23 protein-coding genes are annotated in these 23,695 nt (G+C 36.1%); 15 read left to right on the top strand and 8 right to left on the bottom strand.

What is annotated here, in order from left to right; all coding sequences use genetic code 11:
- Positions 1–86: 86 nt before the first annotated feature.
- Both LNQ34_RS16365 and cysM read left to right on the top strand, forming a co-directional pair.
- Positions 87–878 (top strand): serine O-acetyltransferase, encoded by a 792-nt coding sequence (locus LNQ34_RS16365; protein ID WP_230000474.1) that lies wholly within the window; start codon positions 87–89, stop codon positions 876–878.
- A 1-nt stretch (position 879) separates the two neighbouring features.
- On the top strand, positions 880–1,767 hold the full coding sequence (cysM, locus tag LNQ34_RS16360) for a cysteine synthase CysM (protein WP_230000473.1): 888 nt from the start codon (positions 880–882) through the stop codon (positions 1,765–1,767).
- 357 nt (positions 1,768–2,124) lie between these two features.
- Here cysM and LNQ34_RS16355 read toward each other — a convergent pair whose 3' ends face one another.
- Complete coding sequence (locus LNQ34_RS16355; RefSeq protein ID WP_230000472.1) at positions 2,125–3,000, bottom strand: sensor histidine kinase; 876 nt, start codon at positions 2,998–3,000, stop codon at positions 2,125–2,127.
- A gap of 336 nt (positions 3,001–3,336) precedes the next feature.
- On the opposite strand from LNQ34_RS16355, the gene rlmD reads away from it, so the two are divergent.
- From rlmD to LNQ34_RS16340, 3 genes are read left to right on the top strand one after another with little or no spacing between them, the layout of a single operon-like run.
- Positions 3,337–4,749: a 23S rRNA (uracil(1939)-C(5))-methyltransferase RlmD gene (rlmD, locus tag LNQ34_RS16350; RefSeq protein ID WP_230000471.1), complete on the top strand. Its 1,413-nt coding sequence runs from the start codon at positions 3,337–3,339 to the stop codon at positions 4,747–4,749.
- 12 nt (positions 4,750–4,761) lie between these two features.
- On the top strand, positions 4,762–5,307 hold the full coding sequence (locus LNQ34_RS16345; RefSeq protein WP_202701349.1) for a DUF6452 family protein: 546 nt from the start codon (positions 4,762–4,764) through the stop codon (positions 5,305–5,307).
- Positions 5,279–6,094: a DUF6048 family protein gene (locus tag LNQ34_RS16340; RefSeq protein WP_230000470.1), complete on the top strand. Its 816-nt coding sequence runs from the start codon at positions 5,279–5,281 to the stop codon at positions 6,092–6,094. Before LNQ34_RS16345 ends, LNQ34_RS16340 begins: the two co-directional genes overlap by 29 nt.
- Before the next feature lie 671 nt (positions 6,095–6,765).
- Here LNQ34_RS16340 and LNQ34_RS16335 read toward each other — a convergent pair.
- The 3 genes from LNQ34_RS16335 to LNQ34_RS16325 form a co-directional block, all read right to left on the bottom strand.
- Positions 6,766–7,458, bottom strand: coding sequence for an aspartate/glutamate racemase family protein (locus tag LNQ34_RS16335; RefSeq protein WP_230000469.1), 693 nt, complete (start codon positions 7,456–7,458; stop codon positions 6,766–6,768).
- A 14-nt stretch (positions 7,459–7,472) separates the two neighbouring features.
- Entirely contained in the window at positions 7,473–7,709 is a 237-nt protein-coding gene (locus LNQ34_RS16330; RefSeq protein WP_017498385.1) for a hypothetical protein, read from the bottom strand.
- 219 nt (positions 7,710–7,928) lie between these two features.
- Entirely contained in the window at positions 7,929–9,086 is a 1,158-nt protein-coding gene (locus tag LNQ34_RS16325; protein ID WP_202701342.1) for a THUMP domain-containing class I SAM-dependent RNA methyltransferase, read from the bottom strand.
- A 168-nt stretch (positions 9,087–9,254) separates the two neighbouring features.
- Here LNQ34_RS16325 and LNQ34_RS16320 point away from each other — a divergent pair, with 168 nt between their 5' ends.
- Positions 9,255–10,019, top strand: coding sequence for a class I SAM-dependent methyltransferase (locus LNQ34_RS16320; protein WP_017498387.1), 765 nt, complete (start codon positions 9,255–9,257; stop codon positions 10,017–10,019).
- A gap of 88 nt (positions 10,020–10,107) precedes the next feature.
- On the top strand, positions 10,108–10,776 hold the full coding sequence (locus LNQ34_RS16315; RefSeq protein ID WP_202701341.1) for a ZIP family metal transporter: 669 nt from the start codon (positions 10,108–10,110) through the stop codon (positions 10,774–10,776).
- A gap of 532 nt (positions 10,777–11,308) precedes the next feature.
- Here the strand turns inward: LNQ34_RS16315 and LNQ34_RS16310 are convergent.
- Positions 11,309–13,696, bottom strand: a complete 2,388-nt coding sequence (locus LNQ34_RS16310) for a TonB-dependent receptor (protein WP_230000468.1) — start codon at positions 13,694–13,696, stop codon at positions 11,309–11,311.
- A gap of 154 nt (positions 13,697–13,850) precedes the next feature.
- Positions 13,851–14,996 carry a helix-turn-helix domain-containing protein gene (locus LNQ34_RS16305; RefSeq protein ID WP_230000467.1) on the bottom strand — a complete coding sequence of 382 codons (1,146 nt, stop codon included), beginning with the start codon at positions 14,994–14,996 and terminating at the stop codon, positions 13,851–13,853.
- 183 nt (positions 14,997–15,179) lie between these two features.
- Between LNQ34_RS16305 and murQ the strand changes: the two genes are divergently transcribed.
- From murQ to LNQ34_RS16265, 8 genes are all read left to right on the top strand, one after another.
- Complete coding sequence (murQ, locus tag LNQ34_RS16300; protein ID WP_070906745.1) at positions 15,180–15,992, top strand: N-acetylmuramic acid 6-phosphate etherase; 813 nt, start codon at positions 15,180–15,182, stop codon at positions 15,990–15,992.
- 209 nt (positions 15,993–16,201) lie between these two features.
- Positions 16,202–16,423: a DUF6095 family protein gene (locus LNQ34_RS16295; RefSeq protein ID WP_017498392.1), complete on the top strand. Its 222-nt coding sequence runs from the start codon at positions 16,202–16,204 to the stop codon at positions 16,421–16,423.
- Between the two features lie 27 nt (positions 16,424–16,450).
- The gene (locus LNQ34_RS16290; protein WP_230000466.1) at positions 16,451–16,681 is read left to right on the top strand and encodes a hypothetical protein; all 231 of its coding nucleotides are present in this window, start codon (positions 16,451–16,453) and stop codon (positions 16,679–16,681) included.
- The gene (locus LNQ34_RS16285) at positions 16,666–16,980 is read left to right on the top strand and encodes a type II toxin-antitoxin system RelE/ParE family toxin (protein ID WP_230000465.1); all 315 of its coding nucleotides are present in this window, start codon (positions 16,666–16,668) and stop codon (positions 16,978–16,980) included. Before LNQ34_RS16290 ends, LNQ34_RS16285 begins: the two co-directional genes overlap by 16 nt.
- On the top strand, positions 16,968–17,540 hold the full coding sequence (locus tag LNQ34_RS16280) for a pentapeptide repeat-containing protein (RefSeq protein WP_202701336.1): 573 nt from the start codon (positions 16,968–16,970) through the stop codon (positions 17,538–17,540). The genes LNQ34_RS16285 and LNQ34_RS16280 overlap by 13 nt, the downstream gene beginning before the upstream one ends.
- A gap of 63 nt (positions 17,541–17,603) precedes the next feature.
- On the top strand, positions 17,604–18,176 hold the full coding sequence (locus tag LNQ34_RS16275; protein WP_230000464.1) for a DUF1572 domain-containing protein: 573 nt from the start codon (positions 17,604–17,606) through the stop codon (positions 18,174–18,176).
- Positions 18,177–18,595: 419 nt separating this feature from the next.
- Positions 18,596–18,967: a DNA topoisomerase IV gene (locus LNQ34_RS16270; protein ID WP_230000463.1), complete on the top strand. Its 372-nt coding sequence runs from the start codon at positions 18,596–18,598 to the stop codon at positions 18,965–18,967.
- A 34-nt stretch (positions 18,968–19,001) separates the two neighbouring features.
- On the top strand, positions 19,002–19,781 hold the full coding sequence (locus LNQ34_RS16265; RefSeq protein WP_230000462.1) for a TerC family protein: 780 nt from the start codon (positions 19,002–19,004) through the stop codon (positions 19,779–19,781).
- A gap of 548 nt (positions 19,782–20,329) precedes the next feature.
- Here LNQ34_RS16265 and LNQ34_RS16260 read toward each other — a convergent pair.
- Entirely contained in the window at positions 20,330–23,047 is a 2,718-nt protein-coding gene (locus LNQ34_RS16260; protein WP_017498399.1) for a DNA gyrase/topoisomerase IV subunit A, read from the bottom strand.
- A 37-nt stretch (positions 23,048–23,084) separates the two neighbouring features.
- On the bottom strand, positions 23,085–23,627 hold the full coding sequence (locus tag LNQ34_RS16255; RefSeq protein WP_230000461.1) for a hypothetical protein: 543 nt from the start codon (positions 23,625–23,627) through the stop codon (positions 23,085–23,087).
- Positions 23,628–23,695: the final 68 nt, after the last annotated feature.

Below are 23,695 nucleotides of genomic sequence, written 5' to 3'. Positions count from 1 at the left end.
GAAAATTTCTTTGTAGAATTCATGCCTTTATTTACAAAAAACACCTTACTTTTAGCGTTTCTAAGTATTCATTCAATTTTACCATTTTGACAAAAGATTCCATCATACAAAATATAAAAGCTTTAAAAAGTCATTCAAGCATAAATTACGGCATCAAAACCAAAACAGAAGATTTTACCGAGAAGCTTTTTTACACTCTTTTTGATTCCAATGCAGCTTTAGACGAAAGTATCCAAGAACTGGAGATTCGTTTCAAAGAAATTGCTGTTTTGGCCTGTAAAAAATCTGAAAATTCGTGTGATGCAATGTGGGATCGTTTTTTGGAAAAATTGCCCGGAGTTCTGGAAAAACTAAATCAGGACGCCGAATACATCCTTGAAAATGACCCGGCATCAAACAGCATCGATGAAGTTTATTTGGGATATCCCGGATTTTACGCGATCGCCATTTACCGACTAAGTCACGAATTGTATCGTCTGGATCTATTACTTTTCTCAAGATTGATGAGCGAGTACGCACATCGAATTACAGGAACCGACATTCATGCCGGAGCTGAGATTGCTTCTCCTTTTTTTATCGATCACGCTACGGGAATTGTAATTGGAGAAACTACTGTAATTAAAAAACATGTAAAAATTTATCAGGGTGTTACTTTAGGAGCTCTGAGCGTTAGTAAAGAAATGAAAAACGCCAAAAGACACCCGACTGTAGAAGCAAACGTTTGCATTTATGCCAATGCTACTATTTTGGGAGGCGAAACCATTATTGGAAAAAACAGCATTGTAGGCGGAAATGCATGGATCACCAAATCTATCCCTGAAGATTCAATCGTTTTAAACACCACTACAACTGAAGTTAAAATAAAAGAAAAAAAATAAAATGGGTCCACAGAAATTGCTTAACCTAATTGGAAACACTCCATTGATGGAAACCGTCAATTTGGTTAAAAATAAAAACGTAAAGCTTTTACTGAAACTTGAAGGTAATAACCCAGGAGGAAGTGTAAAAGACAGAGCGGCATACAATATGATTGCTTCGGCTATTGAAAGAGGTGATATTAAAAAAGGCGATAAACTCATTGAAGCTACCAGCGGAAATACGGGAATTGCTCTGGCAATGATTGCACAATTGTTTCAAATCGAAATCGAATTGGTTTTACCTGAAGATTCCACAAAAGAGCGAACTCAAACGATGCGTGCTTATGGCGCCACAGTCATTTTAACGCCCGCTAGTGAAGGAATTATTGGCTCGAGGGACTATGCCGACAAAAAGGTCGCTCAGGGCGGTTATTTGATGCTAAATCAGTTTGCAAACGATGACAACTGGAAAGCACATTACAAAACCACAGGTCCGGAAATCTGGAACGACACGGAAGGAACGGTAACCCATTTTGTATCAGCAATGGGAACTACGGGAACTATCATTGGGACTTCAACCTATTTAAAAGAGAAAAACACTAACATTCAAATCATTGGAGCCCAACCTAGTGATGGATCTCAAATTCCGGGAATTAGAAAATGGCCGCAGGAATATTTGCCAAAAATTTTTGACGCCTCGAAAGTAGATACTGTTATCGATGTAAGCGAAGAAGAAGCCAGGCAAATGACTAAAAGGCTTGCTCTTGAAGAAGGTGTCTTTGCCGGAATGAGCAGCGGAGGATCTGTAGCTGTTGCCTTAAAAATTGCTGAGCAACTGGAATCAGGAGTTATTGTTGCCGTGATTTGTGATCGTGGCGATCGTTATTTGTCTTCTGATTTATTTGACTAAAAACAACTTTATGGTTCTGAATTGAAATACTTTTAATCGAAAACAGAATTCGTTCAGAGCCATAAATTATAAATTGGGCATAAGAATATCGCAAATTGAAACGCGGATTAGACGGATTCGCTAAAGCGAAAACGCTGATTGACGCTGATTTATTTTCTTTAAATCTTGTGAAAAAGCTTTTAAAATTGAGCACCGAAGGAGCGAAATAACTACAGACAATTTCTCCTTGTAAGAAAACAGCTCCGGAGGAGCGTTATATTCAAGAGAATATCAATCAGCATCATAGAGCCTCAACAATAAACAATAAACAATAAACAATAAACAATAAACAATAAACAACAAACCAAAAACAACAAACTACAATTCAAACTCAATTCTAAATTCAGCACCTTTATTTCTGCCCTCACTAGTTGCTGTTAATTTGCCTTTATTCTTCTCAATTATTTTTTTACAGAGATACAATCCAATTCCGGTTGAAGATTCATTAGCGGTACCCAATCTACTCATTTTTGTGAATTTTTTAAAGAGCTCGTCAATCTGATTTTTATCAAAACCAATTCCATTGTCCGTAACTGTTACGATGAATTTTGACTCTTCGGTATAAATTCTCACTTTAACCTCACTATCAAAATAAGAGAATTTAACGGCATTGCTAATCAAATTCACTAAAACCTGAACCAGTAAACCTTCGTCAATTCTTAGTTTTGCTTCAACAAGCTCTAAATTCAGACTTAATTTAATATTCTTATCAATCAGGCGCTGTTCAACCTGTTCATTGATGAAAGGTAAAATATTAGGGAAGGTTATCATACTGATCTCCAAATTTCCTTTCACTACCCGATCTTGTTCTTGTAATAATTTGATGAAGTTTTCAATATATCGAAACTGCAGATTGGTAGATTCGCAAATCAATTCTGCCAATTGTCGAACTGATTCTGATGGTTTTTCACTTATAATGAGTCGCGCCAGTCCCTGAGGATTTCCTGCGAAATTTTTCAAATCGTGCGAAAGCATATAAATCAGATCCTGTTTTTCATTGATAAAACTTTCTGATTCATAGATCGATTCCTGAATATTACACAAGAGTAAACCTGCCTCATCACTATATTCTGTAGGCAAAATAGATAATTTCCTATTGTGTCTGTAATCGTCTAAGGCTTTTGAGGCTATTGAAATGGGTTTTATTAAGTGATTTAAAACTAAAAGCGTCACTAATGTCGCCAATAATGTCATAACCAAAGAAAAAATCAAAATTGAAGTCGCCGAAACACTGTGATTATAATACAGCACAAAAAATAAAATTCCTATTAGAGGGATATGAATACCTATAAAAGCAACAAACAAAAATTTGAAAGCATAGCTTTTCTTTAAAAAGCCAATTTGAGACAGATTATGATACAACTTCATAAAGGACAACAATACTAATAGGTTATAAAAAAGGCAGTATTCAGGGCGCTTGTTATAAACAAAGTTAACTTTTAAACTTGATTAAACCACTAAATTAGGCAATTTGATAAAATATTTTAAAAATTAAATTTATAAAAGTTTACAAACCCTTATTTTTGCGCTATGGGAAGAAAAAATACAGACAAAATTGTCTTTCATCAAATTCAGGTTCTTGATGCAGGAGCAAAAGGAGTATCAGTAGCAAAGGCTCCTGACGGAAAAGTAATCTTTATTCCGAATGTCGTTCCTGGCGATGTAGTAGACGTACAGACCTTTAAGAAAAGAAAAGCCTATTATGAAGGCAAAGCCGTAAAATTTCACGAATTATCAGAGCATCGTATTGAGCCAATCTGCGATCATTTTGGTGTTTGTGGAGGATGCAAATGGCAAAATATGAAATACAGCCAACAGCTGTATTACAAACAAAATGAAGTAAAAAATCACTTACAGCGTATCGGAAAAGTAGAGCTTCCCGAATTTGAAACCATTTTGGGTTCTGAAAAACAATTTTTCTACAGAAACAAAATGGAATTTTCATTTTCTAACAGCCGTTGGTTAACCGAGAAAGAAATTGGAAGTACGGAGGATTTAGGAAACCGAAATGCTTTAGGATTCCATATTCCGAAAATGTGGGACAAAATTCTGGACATTCAAAAATGTCATTTACAGGAAGATCCTTCAAATGCCATCAGAAATGAGATTAGAGCTTTTGCTAACGAACATAACATGGCTTTCTTCAATCCAAGAGAGCATTCCGGTTTGTTGAGAACGGTAATGATTCGTACAGTATCTACCGGTGAGATTATGGTTTTGATCCAGTTTTTTGAGGATGATCAAAAAAACCGCGAACTGATTTTGGATCACCTTTACGAAAAGTTCCCGCAGATTACCTCGTTACAATACGTGATAAATGCCAAGCAAAACGATACTATTTACGATCAGGATATTAAACTATACAAAGGAAGAGACTATATACTGGAAGAAATGGAAGGTTTGAAATTTAGCATCAACGCTAAATCTTTCTACCAGACTAATTCAGATCAAGCCTACGAGTTGTACAAAATAACACGTGATTTTGCAGGGCTTACAGGAAACGAAACAGTTTATGACTTGTATACCGGAACGGGAACTATTGCACAATTTGTCTCAAAAAAGGCGAAAAAAGTAATTGGTGTAGAAAGTGTTCCTGAGGCTATTTTAGATGCTAAAGCAAATGCAGAGCGCAATAATATTACCAATTGTGAGTTTTTTGTTGGTGACATGAAAGTTGTTTTCAACGAAGCCTTTATCGCTCAGCACGGAAAACCGGATGTTATTATTACCGATCCGCCAAGAGATGGTATGCATACTGCGGTTGTTGATCAAATTTTGAAGATTGCTCCTAAAAAAGTCGTTTATGTGAGCTGTAATTCAGCAACTCAGGCACGTGATTTGGCTTTAATGGACGAAAAATACAAAGTAACCCGTGTCAGACCTGTTGATATGTTTCCACAAACACACCATGTCGAAAATGTTGTGCTTTTAGAACTTCGATAACAAAATATCTAAATGAAAAAAATAATCTCTCTTTTACTAATCTTTACTTTTGGTTTGTCCAGCTGTGAAAAAGATGACATTTGTGATGCCAGTACACCTACTACCCCGCGTCTGGTAATTACCTTTTATAAAGATGCCGAACCTACTGTAAAAGAAAACGTAATAAATCTAAAAGTAACCGGAGAGGGAGAAAGTAAGGGAATTGTTTTCAACAAAAGCATAACAGACGAAGATAATCCTTTAAGATATGTAACCAATTCGAATACAATCTCGATACCTTTGAGAATAGACCGAAATACCACCACATATGATTTTGTTTATAACTCTCAGAGCACTAATCCTGCTACCAGAAACAGCGATCGGATAACATTTTACTATACTCGTGAGAATGTATATGTATCAAGAGCCTGTGGATTTAAGACCGTTTTTGATCTTGATCCGCTAAAACCCAACGACCTAATCGACCCGGCTGGCGATGGGTTCTGGATAAAACAAATTTTTACAGACATAAAACACATTGAATCTGAAAATGAAACACATATTAAAATATTTTTATAGTTTTTGCTTACTGTTTTCAATGTTCTTAGGTCAGGCTCAGGAAACATCGGATACAGCTGCACCCAAAGAGATCGTAAAAACAAAACCGAAAGCCCAAACTGCTAAACCAGCTGTTAAGGAAACTAAACAGGATAGCATCAAAACGGATCGTTACGGACTTCGTGTGGGGGTAGATTTGTACAAATTAACCCGTGGATTATATGACAAGAATTATAAAGGTATTGAAGTTACCGGGGATTTTCGTCTGACCAAAAAATACTATCTGGCTGCCGAACTTGGTTTTGAAGACAAAACTACCGACGATGACCGATTAAATTCAACAACAACCGGAACTTACATCAAAGGAGGTTTTGATTACAATTTGTACCAAAACTGGCTGGATATGGAAAATTTAATCACCATTGGACTTCGAGGTGGTTTCAGTACTTTTAGTCAGCAATTGAATACCTATAAAATTTACAACCCAAATCCATACTGGGGAGAACAGCCGGCAATTGTTTCCGGTCAGAAATACAATGGTCTTACTGCAGGTTGGCTTGAAGTGGCAATGGGTGTAAAAGCAAAGGTTTTTAACAATGTGTTTGTTGGTTTTGGCGTTCAGCTTAAACTGCTGGCTTCTAATAAAAAACCTTCCGGATTTGACAACCTTTATATTCCAGGCTTTAACAGAACGTATGATGGTAGCTTCGGAATCGGGTTTAACTATACCGTTTCTTACTTCATTCCACTTTATAAGAAGAAGACAATCATTCCTGAAACCATAAAAAAGGAAACTATTAGAAAGTAATAAATTCCAAATTTTAAAAATTCCAAATTCCAAACCGTGCAATAGGTACTGTTTGGAATTTGTTTTTAAAGCTAAAATCTGTCTTCGACTCCGCTCAGACAGACAGCTTCGACTCCGCTCAGACCGACAGCTCTGATTCCGCTCAGACAGACAGCTTCGTCTCCACTCAGACAAACAGCTTCGACTCCGCTCAGACAGACAGCTTCAACTTTGCTAAGACTGGCTGCTTCGACTCCGCTCAGACAGACAGCTCCGACTCCGCTCAGACAGACAGCTCCGACTCTGCTAAGACTGGCTGCTTCGACTCCGCTCAGACAGACAGCTCCGATTCCGATCAGACAGACAGCTTCGACTCGATCAAGACAGACAGCTTCAACTTTGCTAAGACTGGCTCCTTCGACTCCGCTCAGACAGACAGCTCCGATTCCGCCCAAACAGACAGCTTCGACTCTGCTCAGACAGACAGCTCCGATTCCGCTCAGACAGACAGCTTCGACTCTGTCAAGATAGACAGCTTCAACTTTGCTAAGACTGGCTCCTTCGACTCCGCTCAGACAAACAGCTTTGGCTTCGTCCAAACTGATACTACGGGAATTAAAAAAGATAAATTCCAAATAATCTATAATACTATTTGGAATTTATCTTTTTTAAAAACTGTTTTTTCTACCTTTTTATGACAATTGAAATTCAATAGCAGCAGTAGAATGAATTAAAGTAGTATCAAAAACCGGGACAGAAACATCTTCTGGTTTTATCACCAAGGGAATCTCGGTACAGCCTAAAACAATCCCTTCAGCGCCTTCTTTTATCAATTGATTGGCAATTTCCAGATAGCGCTTTTTAGTGGCCTCAGTCACCAAACCTTTTCCTAATTCTTCAAAGATTGTGGTGTGCATAAAATCGCGGTCGGCATCATTTTTAGGAATGATAGTCTCGATTCCTTTTTCGGCTAATTTATCTTTAAAAAAATCAAGTTCCATGGTAAACTTCGTTCCCATCAAACCTACTTTTTTCACTTCTTTCTTCTGAATCGCCAATGCCGTTTCAGTCGCAATGTGAATAATTGGCAAATCAATCGCTTTTTCAAGTCGGTCAGCAATCAAATGCATGGTATTCGCACACAACACAATAGCTTCTGCCCCGCCCTGCTTAAGAAACTGACACCCTTTTAAAAGCAAATTAAAAGTCGCCTCCCAATCATTGGCATCGTTATTCTTTTTAATGTCGGCATAATTGAAAGAATAAATCAGACACTCTGAGAAATTAAGCCCTCCCAGCTCATTATTAATCCCCTCATTTATAAGTTTGTAATAATCTGCTGTAGAAACCCAGCTAATTCCGCCTATAAGTCCAATTATCCTCATATACAATCCATTAATTATCCAATTTCTCTAATTCCTTTTATAAAAATCCATTTCATGAAAAGCTTTTCTCCATCTTTAGTCTTTACGGACTGAAATTTAGGCGAAATTAATGTAGCGACAATAAAAGCGGTCATCGGAATCCAAAATCCCGTTAATCCGGTATAAGAAGCTACTAAAAATCTCCCTAAAATAAATAGAATCGCGAAACATCCTAATTGGTATAAAAAAGCTCTTACTTGTAGTTTTGTCATTTTTCTTTAAGTTGCTAAGGTTCTGAGGAACTAAGATTCTAAGATTATACTTCGTAGATTCCTTTGTCCTTTTTTTTAAACCTTAAATTATTATTGTTTTTTGAGGTGCTAAGACGCTAAGACTCTGAGGTTCTAAGATTTATTTTAGTACTTCAATATTGAAATAAAAAATAGTACAAAATAAATTTCTCAAACCAAATCTCTTAGTGCCTTAGAACCTTAGACCTGAAATTTCGTTCTCTTACTTCCCTCGTACATCTCGTATTTTACCAAACGTGCTTCAAGACTTCCGTTGAAAAGTTTAATTTTTCGGGATGGTTTTAAACCTACGAATTTCAGAGCTTCAAGATTGGCCGTAATAAACCAGGCGTTTGTACCCGGGTAGCTTTTCTTTAGAGTATCTCCGATATTTTTGTAGAATTCTTCCATATGGATATCCAGACGCTCATCGTAAGGTGGATTGAAGACCATATGTAACTTTCCTTCTACCGCTTTTTCACTATCAAAAAAGTTATCCTCACTTACGGTAACATAATCTTCCAAGTTGGCGTTTCGGATGTTGTCTTTGGCTTTATTTACAGCACTTGGCGCTTTATCAAACCCTTTTATAGTGTAATGAAATTCTTTTGTTTTTTTCATCAAGCTGTTTACAATCTGATCAAAAAGATCGTTATCCCAATCTTTCCATTTTTCGAATGCAAACTCTTTACGATTAATATTCGCCGGAATATTGCAGGCGATCATAGCTGCCTCTGCCAGAAAAGTTCCGGAACCACACATTGGATCTACAAAATGACTCTGTCCTTCCCATCCTGATAACAGTAATACTCCCGCAGCCAAAACTTCGTTAATTGGCGCAATATTCGTTGCAGTTCGGTAACCACGCTGATGCAGTGAATTCCCTGAAGTATCCAACGCAACAGAAACCTGGTCTTTATCGATATGAACATTAATTCGTAAATCCGGAAAAGCTTTATCGATACTCGGACGCTGTCCTGTTCTTTCTCTAAACTGATCCACGATAGCATCTTTACATTTTTGAGAAACAAATTCAGAGTGGTTGAAATAAGTGGAGTGTACAGTCGCATCAATTACAAAAGTCTGATTGGCATTTAATAATTTAGACCAGTTTACTCCCGAAATTCCTTTGTACAGTGCCTGTTCATTATTTGCTCTGAACGAATAAATAGGTTTTAGAACTTTAAGTGCAGTACGAAGCGATAAATTAGCTTTATACATGAACCCTTTATCTCCTTTAAAGCTTACCATTCGCACTCCTTTTTCGACATCCTGAGCACCAAGAGTACGCAATTCATTCTCTAATATTTCTTCAAAACCAAAAAAACATTTGGCTATCATTCTAAAATTTTCTTCCATCTTTATTTTTGAATTATTTCAAATGTACTGCTGTTGACCTCTGCATCTGCATATCCGTACACCTGCTGCATTTCCGCAAGGATTCATAGAGGTATCGTTGCGAAATAGTTATTTTTCGGCAAAAATACACTAAATTTGCCGGACTTTGAATTAATTGAAATAGAATAAATGTCTGAAGCAGCAAACTCATCCTCACCAAATCAGGAACGTAATACCGAAAATTGGTTTACTTCATGGTTTGATACTCCCTATTACCATATTCTTTATAAAGACCGAAATTATCGCGAAGCTCAGATTTTCATGGACAATCTAACCCATTATCTGAATTTGCCTGAAAAAGCGAAAGTACTAGACCTGGCTTGCGGAAAAGGGCGTCACTCTATTTATTTAAACCAACTAGGCTTTAATGTTTTAGGTGCCGATTTGTCTGAAAACAGTATTGCAGAAGCTACAAAAAACAGTAACGAAACACTGCATTTTAAAGTGCACGATATGCGTGAACCTTTTGAAGAAAAGTTTGATGCAATCTTTAATCTATTTACCAGTTTTGGGTATTTTGAAAGTGACGACGATAATTTAACCACCCTTAAAGCCATTAAAGAAAGTTTATCTGAATACGGTTTTGCGGTAATCGACTTTATGAACGTTACTCAGGTTATCGAAACTTTGGTACCTGAAGAAGTAAAAAGTGTGGACGGAATTGATTTCAAAATCAAAAGGTATGTGGAGGACGGACATATTTTTAAAGAAATAGATTTTGAGGATCAGGGACAAAATTACCATTTCACAGAAAAAGTAAAAGCCTTAACTTTAAAAGATTTTGAAGAACTAATGGCAGAAGCCGGAATTTTCCTGTTGGATATTTTTGGAGATTATAAACTCAAAAAATTCCACAAAACCGAAAGTGAACGATTAATCATGATTTTTAAATAAAATGGGCAATCGTTTAATTGTTTAACCGTTTAATCGCTAAACAAAAACAATTAAACGGTTAAACAAATCAACGGTTAAACCATAAAAAATGAATTATCTACTCCCCTTATTCTCTGTACTTTTAGGTTATATGGTGGCTTTGTTTTTAAAACCAAAGAGCAAAACCAATCTAAAGCTGCTGCTTGCGTTTAGCGGTTCATTTTTATTGTCCTTAACCGTAATGCACCTGTTACCTGAAGTTTATGAAACACATAAGCACAATATTGGTATCTTCATCATGCTTGGAATTTTATTCCAGATTATACTGGAGTTTTTCTCTAAGGGAGCCGAACACGGTCACGTTCATGGGCACGCCAAGATGTCACAGATTCCGTGGCTGCTCTTTACCAGCTTGTGTATTCATGCTTTTCTGGAAGGTTTTCCGGTAAGCCATCATCATGGTCTGGCTCTTGGAATTGCAATTCATCATTTACCAATTGCCGTAATTCTGACCACCTTTTTTATCAATGCAGAGCTGAATAAAAAAGCCATTTTTGCTTTCATGCTTGCCTTCGCAGTTATGACACCATTGGGTACCGTTGCCTCTGAATATTTACCCGTTCTAAGCAAATATTACACTGAAATTACAGCCATCGTTATCGGAATTCTGTTTCACATTTCCTCAACCATTATTTTCGAAAGCAGCGAAGGACATAAATTCAATGTTGCCAAAGTCTCTATGATTGTTTTAGGGATTCTTCTTGCTTTTATTTTATAGTTTTTACACCTGGAAACATAGATTTTTTTATGTACAGAAGTGGCATTTCAAATATTCCAAATACACTTAGTGCAAAACTTACAAAAAAAATATCTACCCTTACTCATACCCAATATAAGTCCACGAGACATTCGAAAGAAGGCTGAAAGCCCTAAAGCACAAGCATAGTGCAACGCACTATAAAAAAAGTGATCGTGAGTATCGCCCTGAAAGGGCAAAAGCAAATTAAAAATCTTATAAATTCAAATAACGAATAACATAGTCGCTAAACCCCTTACAAATTAAAATTAATATTCTTCTTTAACATTAGGCTTACGCCCTTTCAGGGCTTAATCAATAATCATTATCTTTCATAGTGCTCCGCACTATGCTGTGGTTAAAGCTCTTTCAGAGCAAAATGTTTCGGGCGGATATTTACACCCATAAAACCAAACCTGCTATATCTTTTTACAAATAAACCTTTAGAAAACAAAACTTTCGCCTCTGCTTCTCACATCTCACTTTTTACATTTCACATCTCACATTCTAAAACCTAATTCCCCGTTCTGTTTTTCTCCTCCTGATTTCCAAAATCACGCTGTTTCACGTTTATTTTTTTGTTCCCAAAATTATAAACAACAGACAAACGTAAAAATCGGTTGGAGAAGTTCTGACTGTATACCTGCTTTACACCATTTACAACCGAAACCAAATCTTTTAAATAAGAAGTATTAAAAATATCATTGGCCAGAAAAGCAATCTGCAAGGATTTATTCAGCACCTCCTGTTTAAAACCAACATCAAAACTCGACATATACCCCGTTTTGTACAAACCACTTCGAGAAGGTGTATTGTAATTAAAATCAATTTGAAGTTTAGAATTTTTACCTAATGAAAAGGTATTGTTCGTCGAAAAATTGATTTCCAGACTATTTGACGGTGTGGCATTAATAGCTGCAATAAACTTCGTTTTTGATCCTAAAAAGTACAAGGTATTTTCACTCTGCCACCAGGAAGCTAAGGCAGCCGAATAACTTTCTCCAACCCCATACTTTAGATCTCTGAAATAATTCTCTCGAGTTACAATTTGCGTATTGGTTTCGGGAATTGAGGTAAAAATCACACCATAACCGTCATTGATCACGTTAAAGAAAACATTGGTTCGCAAAACTCCTTTATACGAATGAGTCAATTCAAAATTATCACTAAAAGAAGGTTTCAAAAACGGATTTCCTTCAGAATAACTGTTGCTGTTAATGTAATTACGAAATGGATTCAGCAAATCAAACTGAGGTCGGCTGATTCTTTTTCCATAATTAAAACTAAAATTGTTACTGTCATTTTCTTTGTATGAAACATAAACTGTAGGAAATAATCTCAAATAATTATTTTTTGTTTCCTCGTTTAAGGTTTCTGAAAAACCACTCGTTTGAGTATTTTCAAGTCGCAATCCCAATTGAAGATTCCATTTCTCACTGAGTTTTTTATCTCCGTTAACGTACACTGCCTGATTGTTCTCCGTATACCTGAATCGGTTGGACTGATTGGGATCCAATTCCGGTGTTTCTGTAATCGTATTGTAGTAAAGTACATAACTCTTACTGTTTGTAAAACTCATTTTTGTACCATATGACAAATTGAATGCTGTAAGCGGATGTTCCATATCTGCCTTAAAACTCCAGTTATCAATATCCTGATCGGAAATATTTCTTGCCGACTGATTAATCCCTGCAAATGAATGATCCGGTCTGTAATTGTAGGCGATCGCATTTCGGTCGAATTTTGAATTGTAATTAAAATAATCCACATCAAAAGACAATTTTCTGCCTAAAGAATCCAATTTTGCAATCAAATGCCCGTGATAAGTCTGGTTGCCGGACTGCTTATCCACAAAACTATTGTTCAGGATATAATTGTCCAGTTCATTTTTAGTATTGTAATTATTAATTCTGATATCCGACTTAAAATCCGGATTACTTCTGTCTTTTAAAACCTGAAAACCTATGGTTATGCGATCTGAAAAATCATAATCCAAAGCTAATTTTCCGGACAAACTCTCATCGGTAAATTTTGTATTGATAATCATCTCAGAAAGTCCGTCAGGAAAATACATATCCAGAAACTCATCCGCATATTTATGTCCTTTCTTTCCATTAATACTGGCAGAAAACCTAAACTTATTTTTGTTGTAAAAGAAATTATCTCTTAAAGTCAAAGCCCCGTATTTATTCTGATCATAAGTTGCTGTGGAACTGTTCTTCCAGGAATTTCGGGTACCTTTTTTCAATACAATATTAATAAGTCCTCCTGTTCCTTCGGCTTCGTATTTTGCGGGAGGTGTACTGATAATTTCAATGTTCTTAATATCTGCTGCCGATATCGATTTTAAATAGTTGTTTAGTTCTTCTCCGGTTAACTCAACGATACGTCCGTCAATCATCACGCGAGAAGTCCCTTTGCCTAATATACTGATCGTCTCTTTTTGAACCACAACACCAGGTGCCGTATTGATCGCGCTTAAAGCATCACCACCAACATTTGTGACATTATTTTCGAGATTGTACACCAAACGATCTGTTTTTTGCTCGATGGTATTCTTTTTAGTTTTAATTACTACTTCTCCCAGCTGAGTAGTATTCTCTTTCAAAACTATGGTTTCTAAATCGGTATCTTTTTTAATCGCGATCTGCTTTTCGTAATCAACAAATCCCAGCAGACTTATTCCTATTTTATAAAAGCCTTCTTTTAAATTAAGTTCAAAAGAACCGTCCGGCTTACTGGTTGTTCCTTCAATAATTTTTCCTTCTGAATTGAATACGGAAACATCTGCCCATTCTAATGCAGTAGTTTCACTGGCTATTTTCCCTTTTAATTTTGCAGTTGTTTGTGCTAAACCTAACACCGGTAATACTAAAATAATAAGGAGGTAAACTTTTTTCATGATTTCTGGTTTTAACTTGTTCGATTAATTATGAAGCAAAGTTGTTGCAGAAATTTTCGGAATTCGACCGACAAAAAAAAGTCGAACTCATTTTCTCAACAGAAATGAGTTCGACTTTTTTCGTCACGAAGTAGTACTTTATGCAAAGCCTTTATTATGAGGCGTTCCGATAAGCTGTAGGGGTTAGATTTGTATATTTTTTAAAAGACGTATTAAAAGAAGATTTTGAATTAAAACCTACTTCATACAAAATTTCCAAAACTGTAAGCTGACTTTTGGACTGATCTTTCAGTAAATTCATTGCTTTTTGAATGCGATATTCATTTACAAAATCAAAAAAATGCTGATCGATATGATGATTGATTAAAACCGATAAATCCCGAACCGGAATATTGATTTGATTCGAAAGTTCCTGAATGGTTAATGACGGGTCCAGAAAAGGTTCTTTTTCGGTCATGTAAAGCTTCAATGTCGCAATTTGATCTGAAATCACTTCGTTTTGATGCTCCTTTTCTCCGACATTATTATTCTGTTTAGGAAGAATATCTTTGGCCAATTGCAGTTTAGAATCGATACCACGAAAAAGATCCGGATGATTCAGGGCTTTTAATACAAACCAGCAGGTTATTACCAAAACCATAAACTGCAATATTACATTAGACCAAATCCATAACGAATCATAATTCACATATCTTAAAGCATTCTTAATGATACATAAATAATACAAAACAAAGAATATAGCCGCTATCTGAAGCAGCCATTTAAAAACAGAACTTCTGGGATTGGTATAATTTTCCTCATATATTGCTTTGTATTTTTTTAAGACCAAAGCTACTCCAATGCTGTAAAATACAATTTGCAAGGCCAAAGCGAGAAACAAAAAGAACATCTCCGACGACTGATCACGCTGGTTGTAAAACACCATTTTTTCGGCGTTTGTTAAAAAGTAAAGCCTGAACATATAAAAGACGTTCAGGAGTACAAATGGAATTGCGTGTAGTAAATGTTTCGATCTCAATCTAAAATCCGTGAAACAAACGGACAAAACGTACAGATAGAAAAAAGGCAAAACCAGAGAACAAGCCGTCCATCTGAAAAATTCTAAATTAAAATGGGCTTTTATAAACTGATCATCAATAAAAATACCGCTGTTATCAAGGGCAAAAAATATTAAATAGAAAGCAAACAGTCGGTTTGTCAATTTATTCTTTGTTTGCACTGTGAGTAAAAAGAAGGCCAGTAAAAAAGAAACAAAGACTGATATTTTTGCGATACTCGTTAAAAAGCTAATTATATCCATTCCAAATTTTTAATTATTTAACAAATATAATGTTTTAGTTGTTTTAATAAAGGTCCAACAGAGCAATCATTTCATCAGAAATTACAACAAAAAATTATTCTAAATCTTCATGACTTTACGCTCCAAATTTCGGGATTGCAAGAAAAAAGATTAATTTTGACCCAGTTCAATTAACACGAAAAAATGACCTTTACAAAAACAACAGAACAGTCCTCAAAATACGAACATTTAGAAAAAATGTCGGTTCATGAACTTCTGGTTAACATCAATCAGGAAGACAAAACTGTTCCTGATGCAGTCGAAAAAGCGATTCCGCAAATTGAAACTTTAGTAGCACAGGTAGTTTCTAAATTAAAATTAGGCGGTCGATTATTTTATATTGGTGCGGGAACATCCGGACGCTTAGGTGTTGTTGATGCTTCAGAATGTCCTCCAACTTTTGGTGTTCCTTTTGATTTAGTAAACGGAATTATTGCCGGTGGTGATACTGCCATTCGTCGTGCCGTAGAAAATGCCGAAGACAATGCAACCCAAGCCTGGATTGATTTGCAGGCGAATCATATTGATCAAAACGATGTAGTAATTGGTATCGCGGCTTCAGGAACTACACCTTATGTGATTGGCGGTTTAGAAAGCTGTAATCAAAATAATATTCTTACGGGCTGTATTACTAACAATGCAGGAAGTCCTTTGGCGCTTACTGCTCAATTTCCGGTTGAAGTGGTTGTAGGTCCGGAATTTATCACCGGAAGCTCCCGAATGAAAGCCGGAACAGCTCAAAAATTAGTGCTGAATATGATTTCGACTGCTGCAATGATTCAGCTTGGAAAAGTAAAAGGCAATAAAATGGTCGATATGCAATTGAGTAATATCAAATTGGTAGATCGCGGTGTAAAAATGATAATGGGAGAAATTCCAGTTTCCTACGAACAAGCCAGTGAATTATTAAAAAAATACGGCAGCGTACGAAATGCTGTGGACAATTATAATCTTTAATGTGTGATGTTTTTTGGTAAAATGTTTTTGGTAAGATGTGAGATGTAAAATGAGATTATACCTATCTAACCGCAAACTTCAATAGGTTCCGAACCTGAAACTTGCAACCTGAAACTTGCAACCTGAAACCTGAAACCTGAAACCTGAAACTTGAAACCTGAAACTTGAAACATTAAAACCTGAAACTCTCAAAACCTGAAAACAAAAAAATGGCAACAAATAAAGAATTATTAGGAAAAGGAATTAAATATTTATCGGGTTCATTGCCTTTATTGTTTATTGGGCCATCGCTCATTTATAACGCTTTTATGAATCAGCATACCAACTGGCATTATCTGGTTTTGGGAATTGGAATTGTGGCTTGTTTAAGCGCTATGTTTTTGATTTTTTACGGATTGAAAATCATTATGAAAGGTTTATTTAATGACTAATTTGTATCTTTACTCAAATTCTTTATTATGGATATTCAAGCAGAACTAAAGTGGATTCATCAGGAAATTGATAAAGTAAAAGACCCTTCATTTGTCGAGAAGCTAAAACATCTTTTACAGTCTGTAAACAACAGTACCCTTGATTCAGACAAAGCCTATAATTTAGACATTGAAGACGCCCTGGAAAACATCAAAAAAGGCAACTTTTATACGGAAGATCAGGCTAAAGAGATTGCAAAAAAATGGGGAAGAAAATAATTTGGTCCAGCAATGCTTTGAATCAATTAGAAGACATTCATTTTTACATTTTCTTTGAAAGCAAATCAATTGCAATCGCTGATAAAGTTGTCAATACTATTTTTGACAGTACCGAAATTCTTAAAACTCAACCCGAAATTTATAAACACGACACTCAAAAAACCAATAATGATGGTAGTTTTAGAGTTTATACGGTTTACAATTATTCGGTTTCCTATCAAATAACAGAGGAAATCATTTATATCCTTAGGGTGCGTCACAATGCACGAAAATCCAAAAAACACTCATGGAAAGTCTAATTCACATTCAAAAAACCTTCGAAAAAGTTACTTATATTGACAAGAAAATAAACAATCGGGAGTTTGAAGATTGTGTTTTTAAGAATTGTGATTTTTCGAATAGCAATTTTGCTTACAACACCTTTTTAGACTGTGAGTTTATCGATTGCAATTTGTCGATGACAAGTTTGTCCGGTACCAGTCTGAAAAATGCTACATTCAAAAATTGCAAGCTTCTTGGAATTGCTTTTAACGAATGTGATGATTTTCTATTCCAGGTTTATTTTGAAGAAAGCACATTAGATTATGCTGTTTTTTCGAACAAGAAAATGCCTAAAACTAAATTTATCAACTGCTCTTTGCGTGAGATTTCTTTTATAGGATGCAATCTAACCAGTGCTTTATTTGACAATTGCAATCTCGAGGGAGCTATTTTTAACGATACACAACTGGCAGGCGTCGACTTTAGAACTGCCTACAATTATAAAATTGATCCTGAATTTAACCCTATGCGAAAAGCACAATTTTCAACTCAGGGTATTGTAGGGCTATTAGACAAATACGATATTAAAATTGTATAGTTTTTTGCCACGAATTCGTGACAAAAAATAAAAACTTATTTCCGCTAAACCAAATGTATCACTATGAAAGCAACTGATTCCTATTTAGAAAGCGTTAAAAAACAGTTTTTGTACTATAAAATGCTGGGAGAAAAAGCCATTGCACAATTAGAACCCGAACAGCTTTTTGTCACCCTTAATGAAGATACCAACAGTATTGCTACGATTGTAAAACACGTTTCAGGCAATATGCTCTCACGTTGGACCGATTTTTTAACGTCTGATGGCGAAAAAGAGTGGCGCAATCGCGATTCGGAATTTGAAAATGATCTAAAATCTAAAGAAGAAGTTCTGCTGATCTGGGACAAAGGCTGGGATTGTTTACTGAATGCCTTAAACAGCTTAAACCCGGAACAACTTTCAGACATCATTTACATCCGAAACGAAGGTCATACCGTTATTGAGGCAATCAACAGACAGCTGGCACATTATCCTTATCATATCGGACAGATTGTTTTTTATGCCAAACAATTAAAAAAGGGTGACTGGGACAGTTTATCCATTCCTAAAAATAAATCCGGAAATTACAACGCCGAAAAGTTTGCCAAAGAAAAAGAAATCAAGAACTTTACAGATGATGAATTGAAACGATCTTAGACTTTTGATTTTTGATTGACGATCTCAGATTTACATTCCGAAATCTAAAATCCAGACCCCTAATGTCAGACAGAGCGAAGTCGTAAGACTAAGCGAGGCCGTCAGGCTTAGCAAGGTCATCAAGCTGAGCGAAGTCGTCACAATGAGCGAAGTTGTCAGACTGAGCAAAGTCGTAAGACTGAGCAAAGTCGTAAGACTCAACAAAGTCGTCAGGCTGAGCGAAGTCGTCAGACTGAGCAAAGTCGTCAGACTGAGCAAAGTTGTCAGACTGAGCAAAGTCGTCAGACTGAGCAAAGTCGTAAGACTCAACAAAGTCGTCAGACTGAGCAAAGTCGTAAGACTGAGCAAAGTCGTCAGGCTGAGCGAAGTCGAAGCCCCCCCCCTCTCAATTATTACTCACAAAACAATTAAAACTTAAAATGAAAAAAAGTTTATTCCTTTTACCGCTACTGACATTATTCTCCTGTTACAACGCAGAACACAACTGCAAAGATTTTAAAAATGGAAAATTCAAATTTGAATTTGAAGTAAATGGTATCAAAAAAACCACTGTTTTTGAACGTAAAGACAACATCGAAATCGAAACTTTTGAAGGTAAAACAGACACTTCAACCATCAGATGGGTAAGTGATTGTGAATACATTTTACAAAAAAAACATCCTAAAAATATGGCTGAAGAAAAAGCTATCAGCATGAAAATTCTAACCACTTCTAAAGATTCTTATACTTTTGAATTTGGAATGGTGGGTTCTGACCAAAAACAACGTGGTACAGTGGTAAGAGTTGAGTAAATAATCTATTTAAATGTTATAAAACACCTTTAGTATGGAAGTTTTTCTAAACCCCGATGCCTGGATTGCCTTACTGACATTGACTTTTCTGGAAATTGTCCTGGGGATTGACAATATTATTTTTATATCCATCGTCACGGGGAAATTGCCTGAAGAAGATCGAAAGAGAGCCACCCGAATTGGTTTGTTTTTGGCCATGTTTATGCGTATCGCCCTGTTGATGGGAATTTCGTATCTGATTGCCATGAAAGCAACTCTTTTCAGCATTCACTGGGGCTGGTTCGAAGGAGATTTTACGGGGCAGGCGGTCATTTTGTTTCTGGGCGGTTTGTTCCTGATTTATAAGAGTACTAAAGAAATCAGCGAAAAAGTGGACCATCCTGCAGAGGAGGAAAAAACACTTAAAACTGTTGCCAAAAAATCATTTTCGAATGTCATTATGCAAATCCTGCTGATCGATTTGATTTTTTCTGTCGACTCGATCTTAACGGCTGTCGGTATGACAAATGGTGTTCATGGTGCTTTAACAATCATGATTACAGCAGTAGTCATTTCGGTACTGGTTATGATGTTGTTTGCTGTTCCTGTTGGAAATTTTGTCAACAAGAATCCGTCCATTCAAATATTAGGACTTTCGTTCTTGATTCTCATCGGTTTTATGCTGATTACGGAAAGCATGCACCTATCGAATGCTGCACTTGCTGGCGAACATATTGGAGCGGTACCAAAAGGTTATTTGTACTTCGCCATTTCGTTTTCGCTTGCTGTGGAATTTATCAATATGCGAATCCGAAAAAAACATTCGTCAAATTAAATGAGTTTCTCTCTTTGGCGTTTAGCTTTCGCCCTTACAGGGCTAAAACAATAACACCTTTTTATTATTCATAGTGCTTTGCACTATACTATTGCTGAAGCTCTTTCAGAGCTGCCAGTTTACATCAATTTCGTTTCGAAAGTTGGGTCAAAAAGGGCTGAAAGCCCGAGAGCGCTATGAACTAAATTAATAATGTATATTGCCCTGAAAGGGCAAAAGCATTTTTTACTCCTTACAAAATCCTATAAAAAAAACACTCCCATTCTTATAAAATCTCACACAAAATATGCCTGTTGCTTTTCATTGCGATCAGGCTTTTGCCCTTTCAGGGCGTAACCCATAATTGTCATCATCATTCATAGTGCTACGCACCATGGCTATTGCTGCAGCTCTTTCAGAGCTATGTTTTTTTTTGTCAATTTCGTTCCAAAAGTTCGCTTCTTAACAAAATGTTTACGGTAAGAGAATTAGTTAGAAAACTACAGTCTTTTGTCACAAAAGAAAGAGGAAGTTCCAAAATTTTGAAACTTCCTCTTTCTTACTTTCTATTATTCAAGAACCAGACCTATCTGACCATCATCATCTAATTCTGTTTCAACGGCGTCATCATCGTCTGCGATTACCCGCTCCGGAACTTCTTCAACCGGTTCTTCATAAGGCAGCGGTTCTAACAGATTTACTTGTTTTAGCTTATCACTCGTCAGTTGATTTCCGAGTGCTTTAAAACCTTTTACAGCAATAAAATCTTCAACATCAATATGTAAATCTTCTTTCTGAACTCCTTTTACTTTTGCAAAAACCAACTGGGCTAACGGACGGTAATCTGTTGATACAATTTCTAATTGCGAGTTCGGGTGATCTGTAATAAAACTTTCTTCTTTACCTTCATTTTCCACAAGGAAACGTTTTAAGAAATAACGTTCTTTTTCTCCATCGTAATAAATCGCCGAAATTGGTTTTTTAGGTTTCCATTTTTCCAAAACAATCATATCTTCCTCAAAATGAGTCGATAATTCCGGAATAATTACCTTCAACTTACCGGCCTGACTTATGATCAGAATTTTATCGCTTGGTTTAAACTCTCCCAGCAATTCTCCTCTGGCATCAACATTTAAACGTTTAACGGTATCATCAAACCAGACTTTTCTTGGCAGTAAAGTCGAAATTCCTTTTTCTTTTAATTCTATTTTCTTGATTGGATATTTGGTAACCAAATTTCCTTTTGATCCACGGCCTTTGATGGCCAGTTTAGCAAAATCAATATCGAATTTCAGTTTTTTAATGGTTCCTATTTGACGCAGTAAAATAGTAACCACCTCTGCTTCTCCATTCGGATTATGCGAAAAATAAACCACCTGCGAACCATTTGTCCCGTTAGTCAGATCATACGCTTTATCACGTGTAACTCCGGTAACATTAAAACGTTTTATATACGAAGGTCCGGATTTACCATCACGATACATCATGTTGTAAATCGTACGCTTATCGCTCTTATCAAAAACAGCGACGTGTATAATATCTTTTCCTATAAATGTTTTAGCATCAACTTTTGAAATCATCATTGTACCATCACGCAGGAACACAATAACATCATCGATATCCGAACAATCGGCTACGTATTCGTCTTTCTTTAAACTGGTTCCTACGAAACCTTCTTCTCTATTTACAAAAAGTTTTGTGTTACGCAAAACAACTTTTGTAGCTTCGACATTATCAAAAACACGAAGTTCAGTCTGACGCTCGCGCCCTTTTCCGTATTTCTCTTTTAATTTAGTGAAGTAGGCAATAGCAAAATCCGTTAAATTTTCCAGATTGTACTCTACCTCCTTCATTTCATCTTCTAACTTCGCGATAAAATCATCGGCCTTATCAGAGTCAAAACGGGTAATACGAATCATCGGTATCTGAGTCAATCGCTGTAAATCTTCATCGTTGATTTCTCTGACGAATGATTTTTTGAACGGCTCAAAACGGTCGTATAAATATTTATAAAGTGATTCTCTATCCGAATACAATTTGAAGTCAATGTACATTTCTTCACGAATGAAGATTTTTTCTAAAGTCGAGAAATGCCATTTATTTTTTAATTCCTCTAACTGAATTTCCAGCTCCTGACGAAGTAAATCAACTGTTCTGTGCGTCGATATTTTCAACATCTCAGAAACTCCGATAAACAAAGGCTTATTGTCTTCAATCACACAGCCTAAAGGTGCCACAGAAGTTTCACAAGCTGTAAAAGCAAACAGCGCGTCTATGGTTTTATCCGGAGAAACTCCCGGGAAAAGATGAATTAAAATCTCTACATCGGCCGCGGTATTGTCTTCAATTTTCTTGATTTTGATTTTACCTTTTTCATTGGCTTTCAAAATACTGTCAATTAAACTCGAGGTATTGGTCGAAAACGGAATTTGCGTAATCACCAGTGTATTTTTGTCCAGCTGAGCAATTTTAGCACGCACACGCACACGTCCGCCACGAAGTCCGTCGTTATAATTAGACACGTCAGCAATACCCTGCGTCATAAAATCAGGATACAGCGTAAAAGCTCTTCCTTTTAAAATTTTAATCGAAGCATCAATTAATTCGTTGAAATTGTGAGGCAAAACTTTTGTCGAAAGTCCTACTGCAATCCCTTCTGCTCCCTGTGCCAAAAGCAACGGAAATTTTACCGGAAGATTATTCGGTTCTGCACGACGACCATCATAGGAAACACCCCAATCGGTAATTTTTGGAGAATACAAAACCTCTAAAGCAAATTTAGACAAACGTGCTTCAATATAACGCGAAGCTGCTGCTCCGTCACCTGTTAAAATATTACCCCAGTTTCCTTGACAATCGATCAATAAATCTTTCTGTCCAATTTGCACCATAGCATCACCAATACTTGCATCCCCGTGCGGGTGATACTGCATGGTGTGACCAACAACATTGGCTACTTTGTTATAACGACCATCATCCAGCTCTTTTAAAGAGTGCATAATACGACGCTGAACGGGTTTAAATCCGTCCTCGATAGCAGGAACTGCACGTTCCAGAATTACGTACGAAGCATAGTCCAAAAACCAGTCCTTGTACATTCCGGTAACTTTCGTAATTACGTCTTCACCTTCCTGTTCCTGATTTTCGTAAAAATGCGCTCCTTCAAAATGTTTGGCATCTACATCGATAATTTCATCGTCATCTCCTTCCTGAATGTTATCCAGGTTTTCTTCTGAATTATTCTCGTCGTCGCCCGGAATGATGTTATCGTCTTCTTCGTCTTTCATTTTTATGCTGAATTTATTTCAGTACTTCTATTTAATATCAATATTTTAAATATCCTTTTTTTTCTAAAATCTTGTATTCTTTCTTTTCATCATCATAGTCTACAAAAAGTTTAATTCCAAACTTCCTAAACAATATTTCCATATCTGAATAACAGTATTTTTGAAAATTATCCAGGCTAGGTGATGTTCTGCCTCCAACACAACTTAGACAAAACTCATTATAACCAATAATTCTATTTTTATTATCTCTGAATAAAATCATATGCCTTGGATTATAACAAGCTGCCGAAACCTCTTGGGGAACACAGGTATCACAAACCATTAAATTTAAAAGTTCCGTCTCCTGACTTTTATTCAAAATCACTCTTTCCTCTATCATCGTACTGTCAAAAGTTAATCTGTAATTGTCAACTAATACTTTTGAGGAAGGAAATTTGCCTTTATAGTTTAATGTATCCCAATAAATTCTGTTATAATAAGAAACTAACTCAATTTTTGAAAAGTTCTTTATCGGAAAATCTCTTTTCTTAATTATTTTACTTTCTGATTTAACCATTGTAATTCCTTCGTTTTCTTGCAAAACCTTTGCTTTTTTATTCTGACACGAAACTAAAACGAAAACAACTATCAATAAAAATACTTTCCTCA

The sequence above is a fragment of the Flavobacterium lipolyticum genome, from assembly GCF_020905335.1.
GTDB lineage: Bacteria > Bacteroidota > Bacteroidia > Flavobacteriales > Flavobacteriaceae > Flavobacterium > Flavobacterium lipolyticum.
The sequence above is the reverse complement of the archived record's forward strand: the minus strand, read 5'-3'. Positions and strand labels throughout refer to the sequence as shown.

What these genes read in the sequence shown, in the direction of transcription:
- cysM (WP_230000473.1), top strand. Translation starts at nt 880, where the DNA reads ATGGGTCCACAGAAATTGCTTAACCTAATTGGAAACACTCCATTGATG.
- LNQ34_RS16355 (WP_230000472.1), bottom strand. Translation starts at nt 3,000, where the DNA reads ATGACATTATTGGCGACATTAGTGACGCTTTTAGTTTTAAATCACTTA.
- rlmD (WP_230000471.1), top strand. Translation starts at nt 3,337, where the DNA reads ATGGGAAGAAAAAATACAGACAAAATTGTCTTTCATCAAATTCAGGTT.
- LNQ34_RS16345 (WP_202701349.1), top strand. Translation starts at nt 4,762, where the DNA reads ATGAAAAAAATAATCTCTCTTTTACTAATCTTTACTTTTGGTTTGTCC.
- LNQ34_RS16340 (WP_230000470.1), top strand. Translation starts at nt 5,279, where the DNA reads ATGAAACACATATTAAAATATTTTTATAGTTTTTGCTTACTGTTTTCA.
- LNQ34_RS16335 (WP_230000469.1), bottom strand. Translation starts at nt 7,458, where the DNA reads ATGAGGATAATTGGACTTATAGGCGGAATTAGCTGGGTTTCTACAGCA.
- LNQ34_RS16330 (WP_017498385.1), bottom strand. Translation starts at nt 7,709, where the DNA reads ATGACAAAACTACAAGTAAGAGCTTTTTTATACCAATTAGGATGTTTC.
- LNQ34_RS16325 (WP_202701342.1), bottom strand. Translation starts at nt 9,086, where the DNA reads ATGGAAGAAAATTTTAGAATGATAGCCAAATGTTTTTTTGGTTTTGAA.
- LNQ34_RS16320 (WP_017498387.1), top strand. Translation starts at nt 9,255, where the DNA reads ATGTCTGAAGCAGCAAACTCATCCTCACCAAATCAGGAACGTAATACC.
- LNQ34_RS16315 (WP_202701341.1), top strand. Translation starts at nt 10,108, where the DNA reads ATGAATTATCTACTCCCCTTATTCTCTGTACTTTTAGGTTATATGGTG.
- LNQ34_RS16310 (WP_230000468.1), bottom strand. Translation starts at nt 13,696, where the DNA reads ATGAAAAAAGTTTACCTCCTTATTATTTTAGTATTACCGGTGTTAGGT.
- LNQ34_RS16305 (WP_230000467.1), bottom strand. Translation starts at nt 14,996, where the DNA reads ATGGATATAATTAGCTTTTTAACGAGTATCGCAAAAATATCAGTCTTT.
- murQ (WP_070906745.1), top strand. Translation starts at nt 15,180, where the DNA reads ATGACCTTTACAAAAACAACAGAACAGTCCTCAAAATACGAACATTTA.
- LNQ34_RS16295 (WP_017498392.1), top strand. Translation starts at nt 16,202, where the DNA reads ATGGCAACAAATAAAGAATTATTAGGAAAAGGAATTAAATATTTATCG.
- LNQ34_RS16290 (WP_230000466.1), top strand. Translation starts at nt 16,451, where the DNA reads ATGGATATTCAAGCAGAACTAAAGTGGATTCATCAGGAAATTGATAAA.
- LNQ34_RS16285 (WP_230000465.1), top strand. Translation starts at nt 16,666, where the DNA reads ATGGGGAAGAAAATAATTTGGTCCAGCAATGCTTTGAATCAATTAGAA.
- LNQ34_RS16280 (WP_202701336.1), top strand. Translation starts at nt 16,968, where the DNA reads ATGGAAAGTCTAATTCACATTCAAAAAACCTTCGAAAAAGTTACTTAT.
- LNQ34_RS16275 (WP_230000464.1), top strand. Translation starts at nt 17,604, where the DNA reads ATGAAAGCAACTGATTCCTATTTAGAAAGCGTTAAAAAACAGTTTTTG.
- LNQ34_RS16270 (WP_230000463.1), top strand. Translation starts at nt 18,596, where the DNA reads ATGAAAAAAAGTTTATTCCTTTTACCGCTACTGACATTATTCTCCTGT.
- LNQ34_RS16265 (WP_230000462.1), top strand. Translation starts at nt 19,002, where the DNA reads ATGGAAGTTTTTCTAAACCCCGATGCCTGGATTGCCTTACTGACATTG.
- LNQ34_RS16260 (WP_017498399.1), bottom strand. Translation starts at nt 23,047, where the DNA reads ATGAAAGACGAAGAAGACGATAACATCATTCCGGGCGACGACGAGAAT.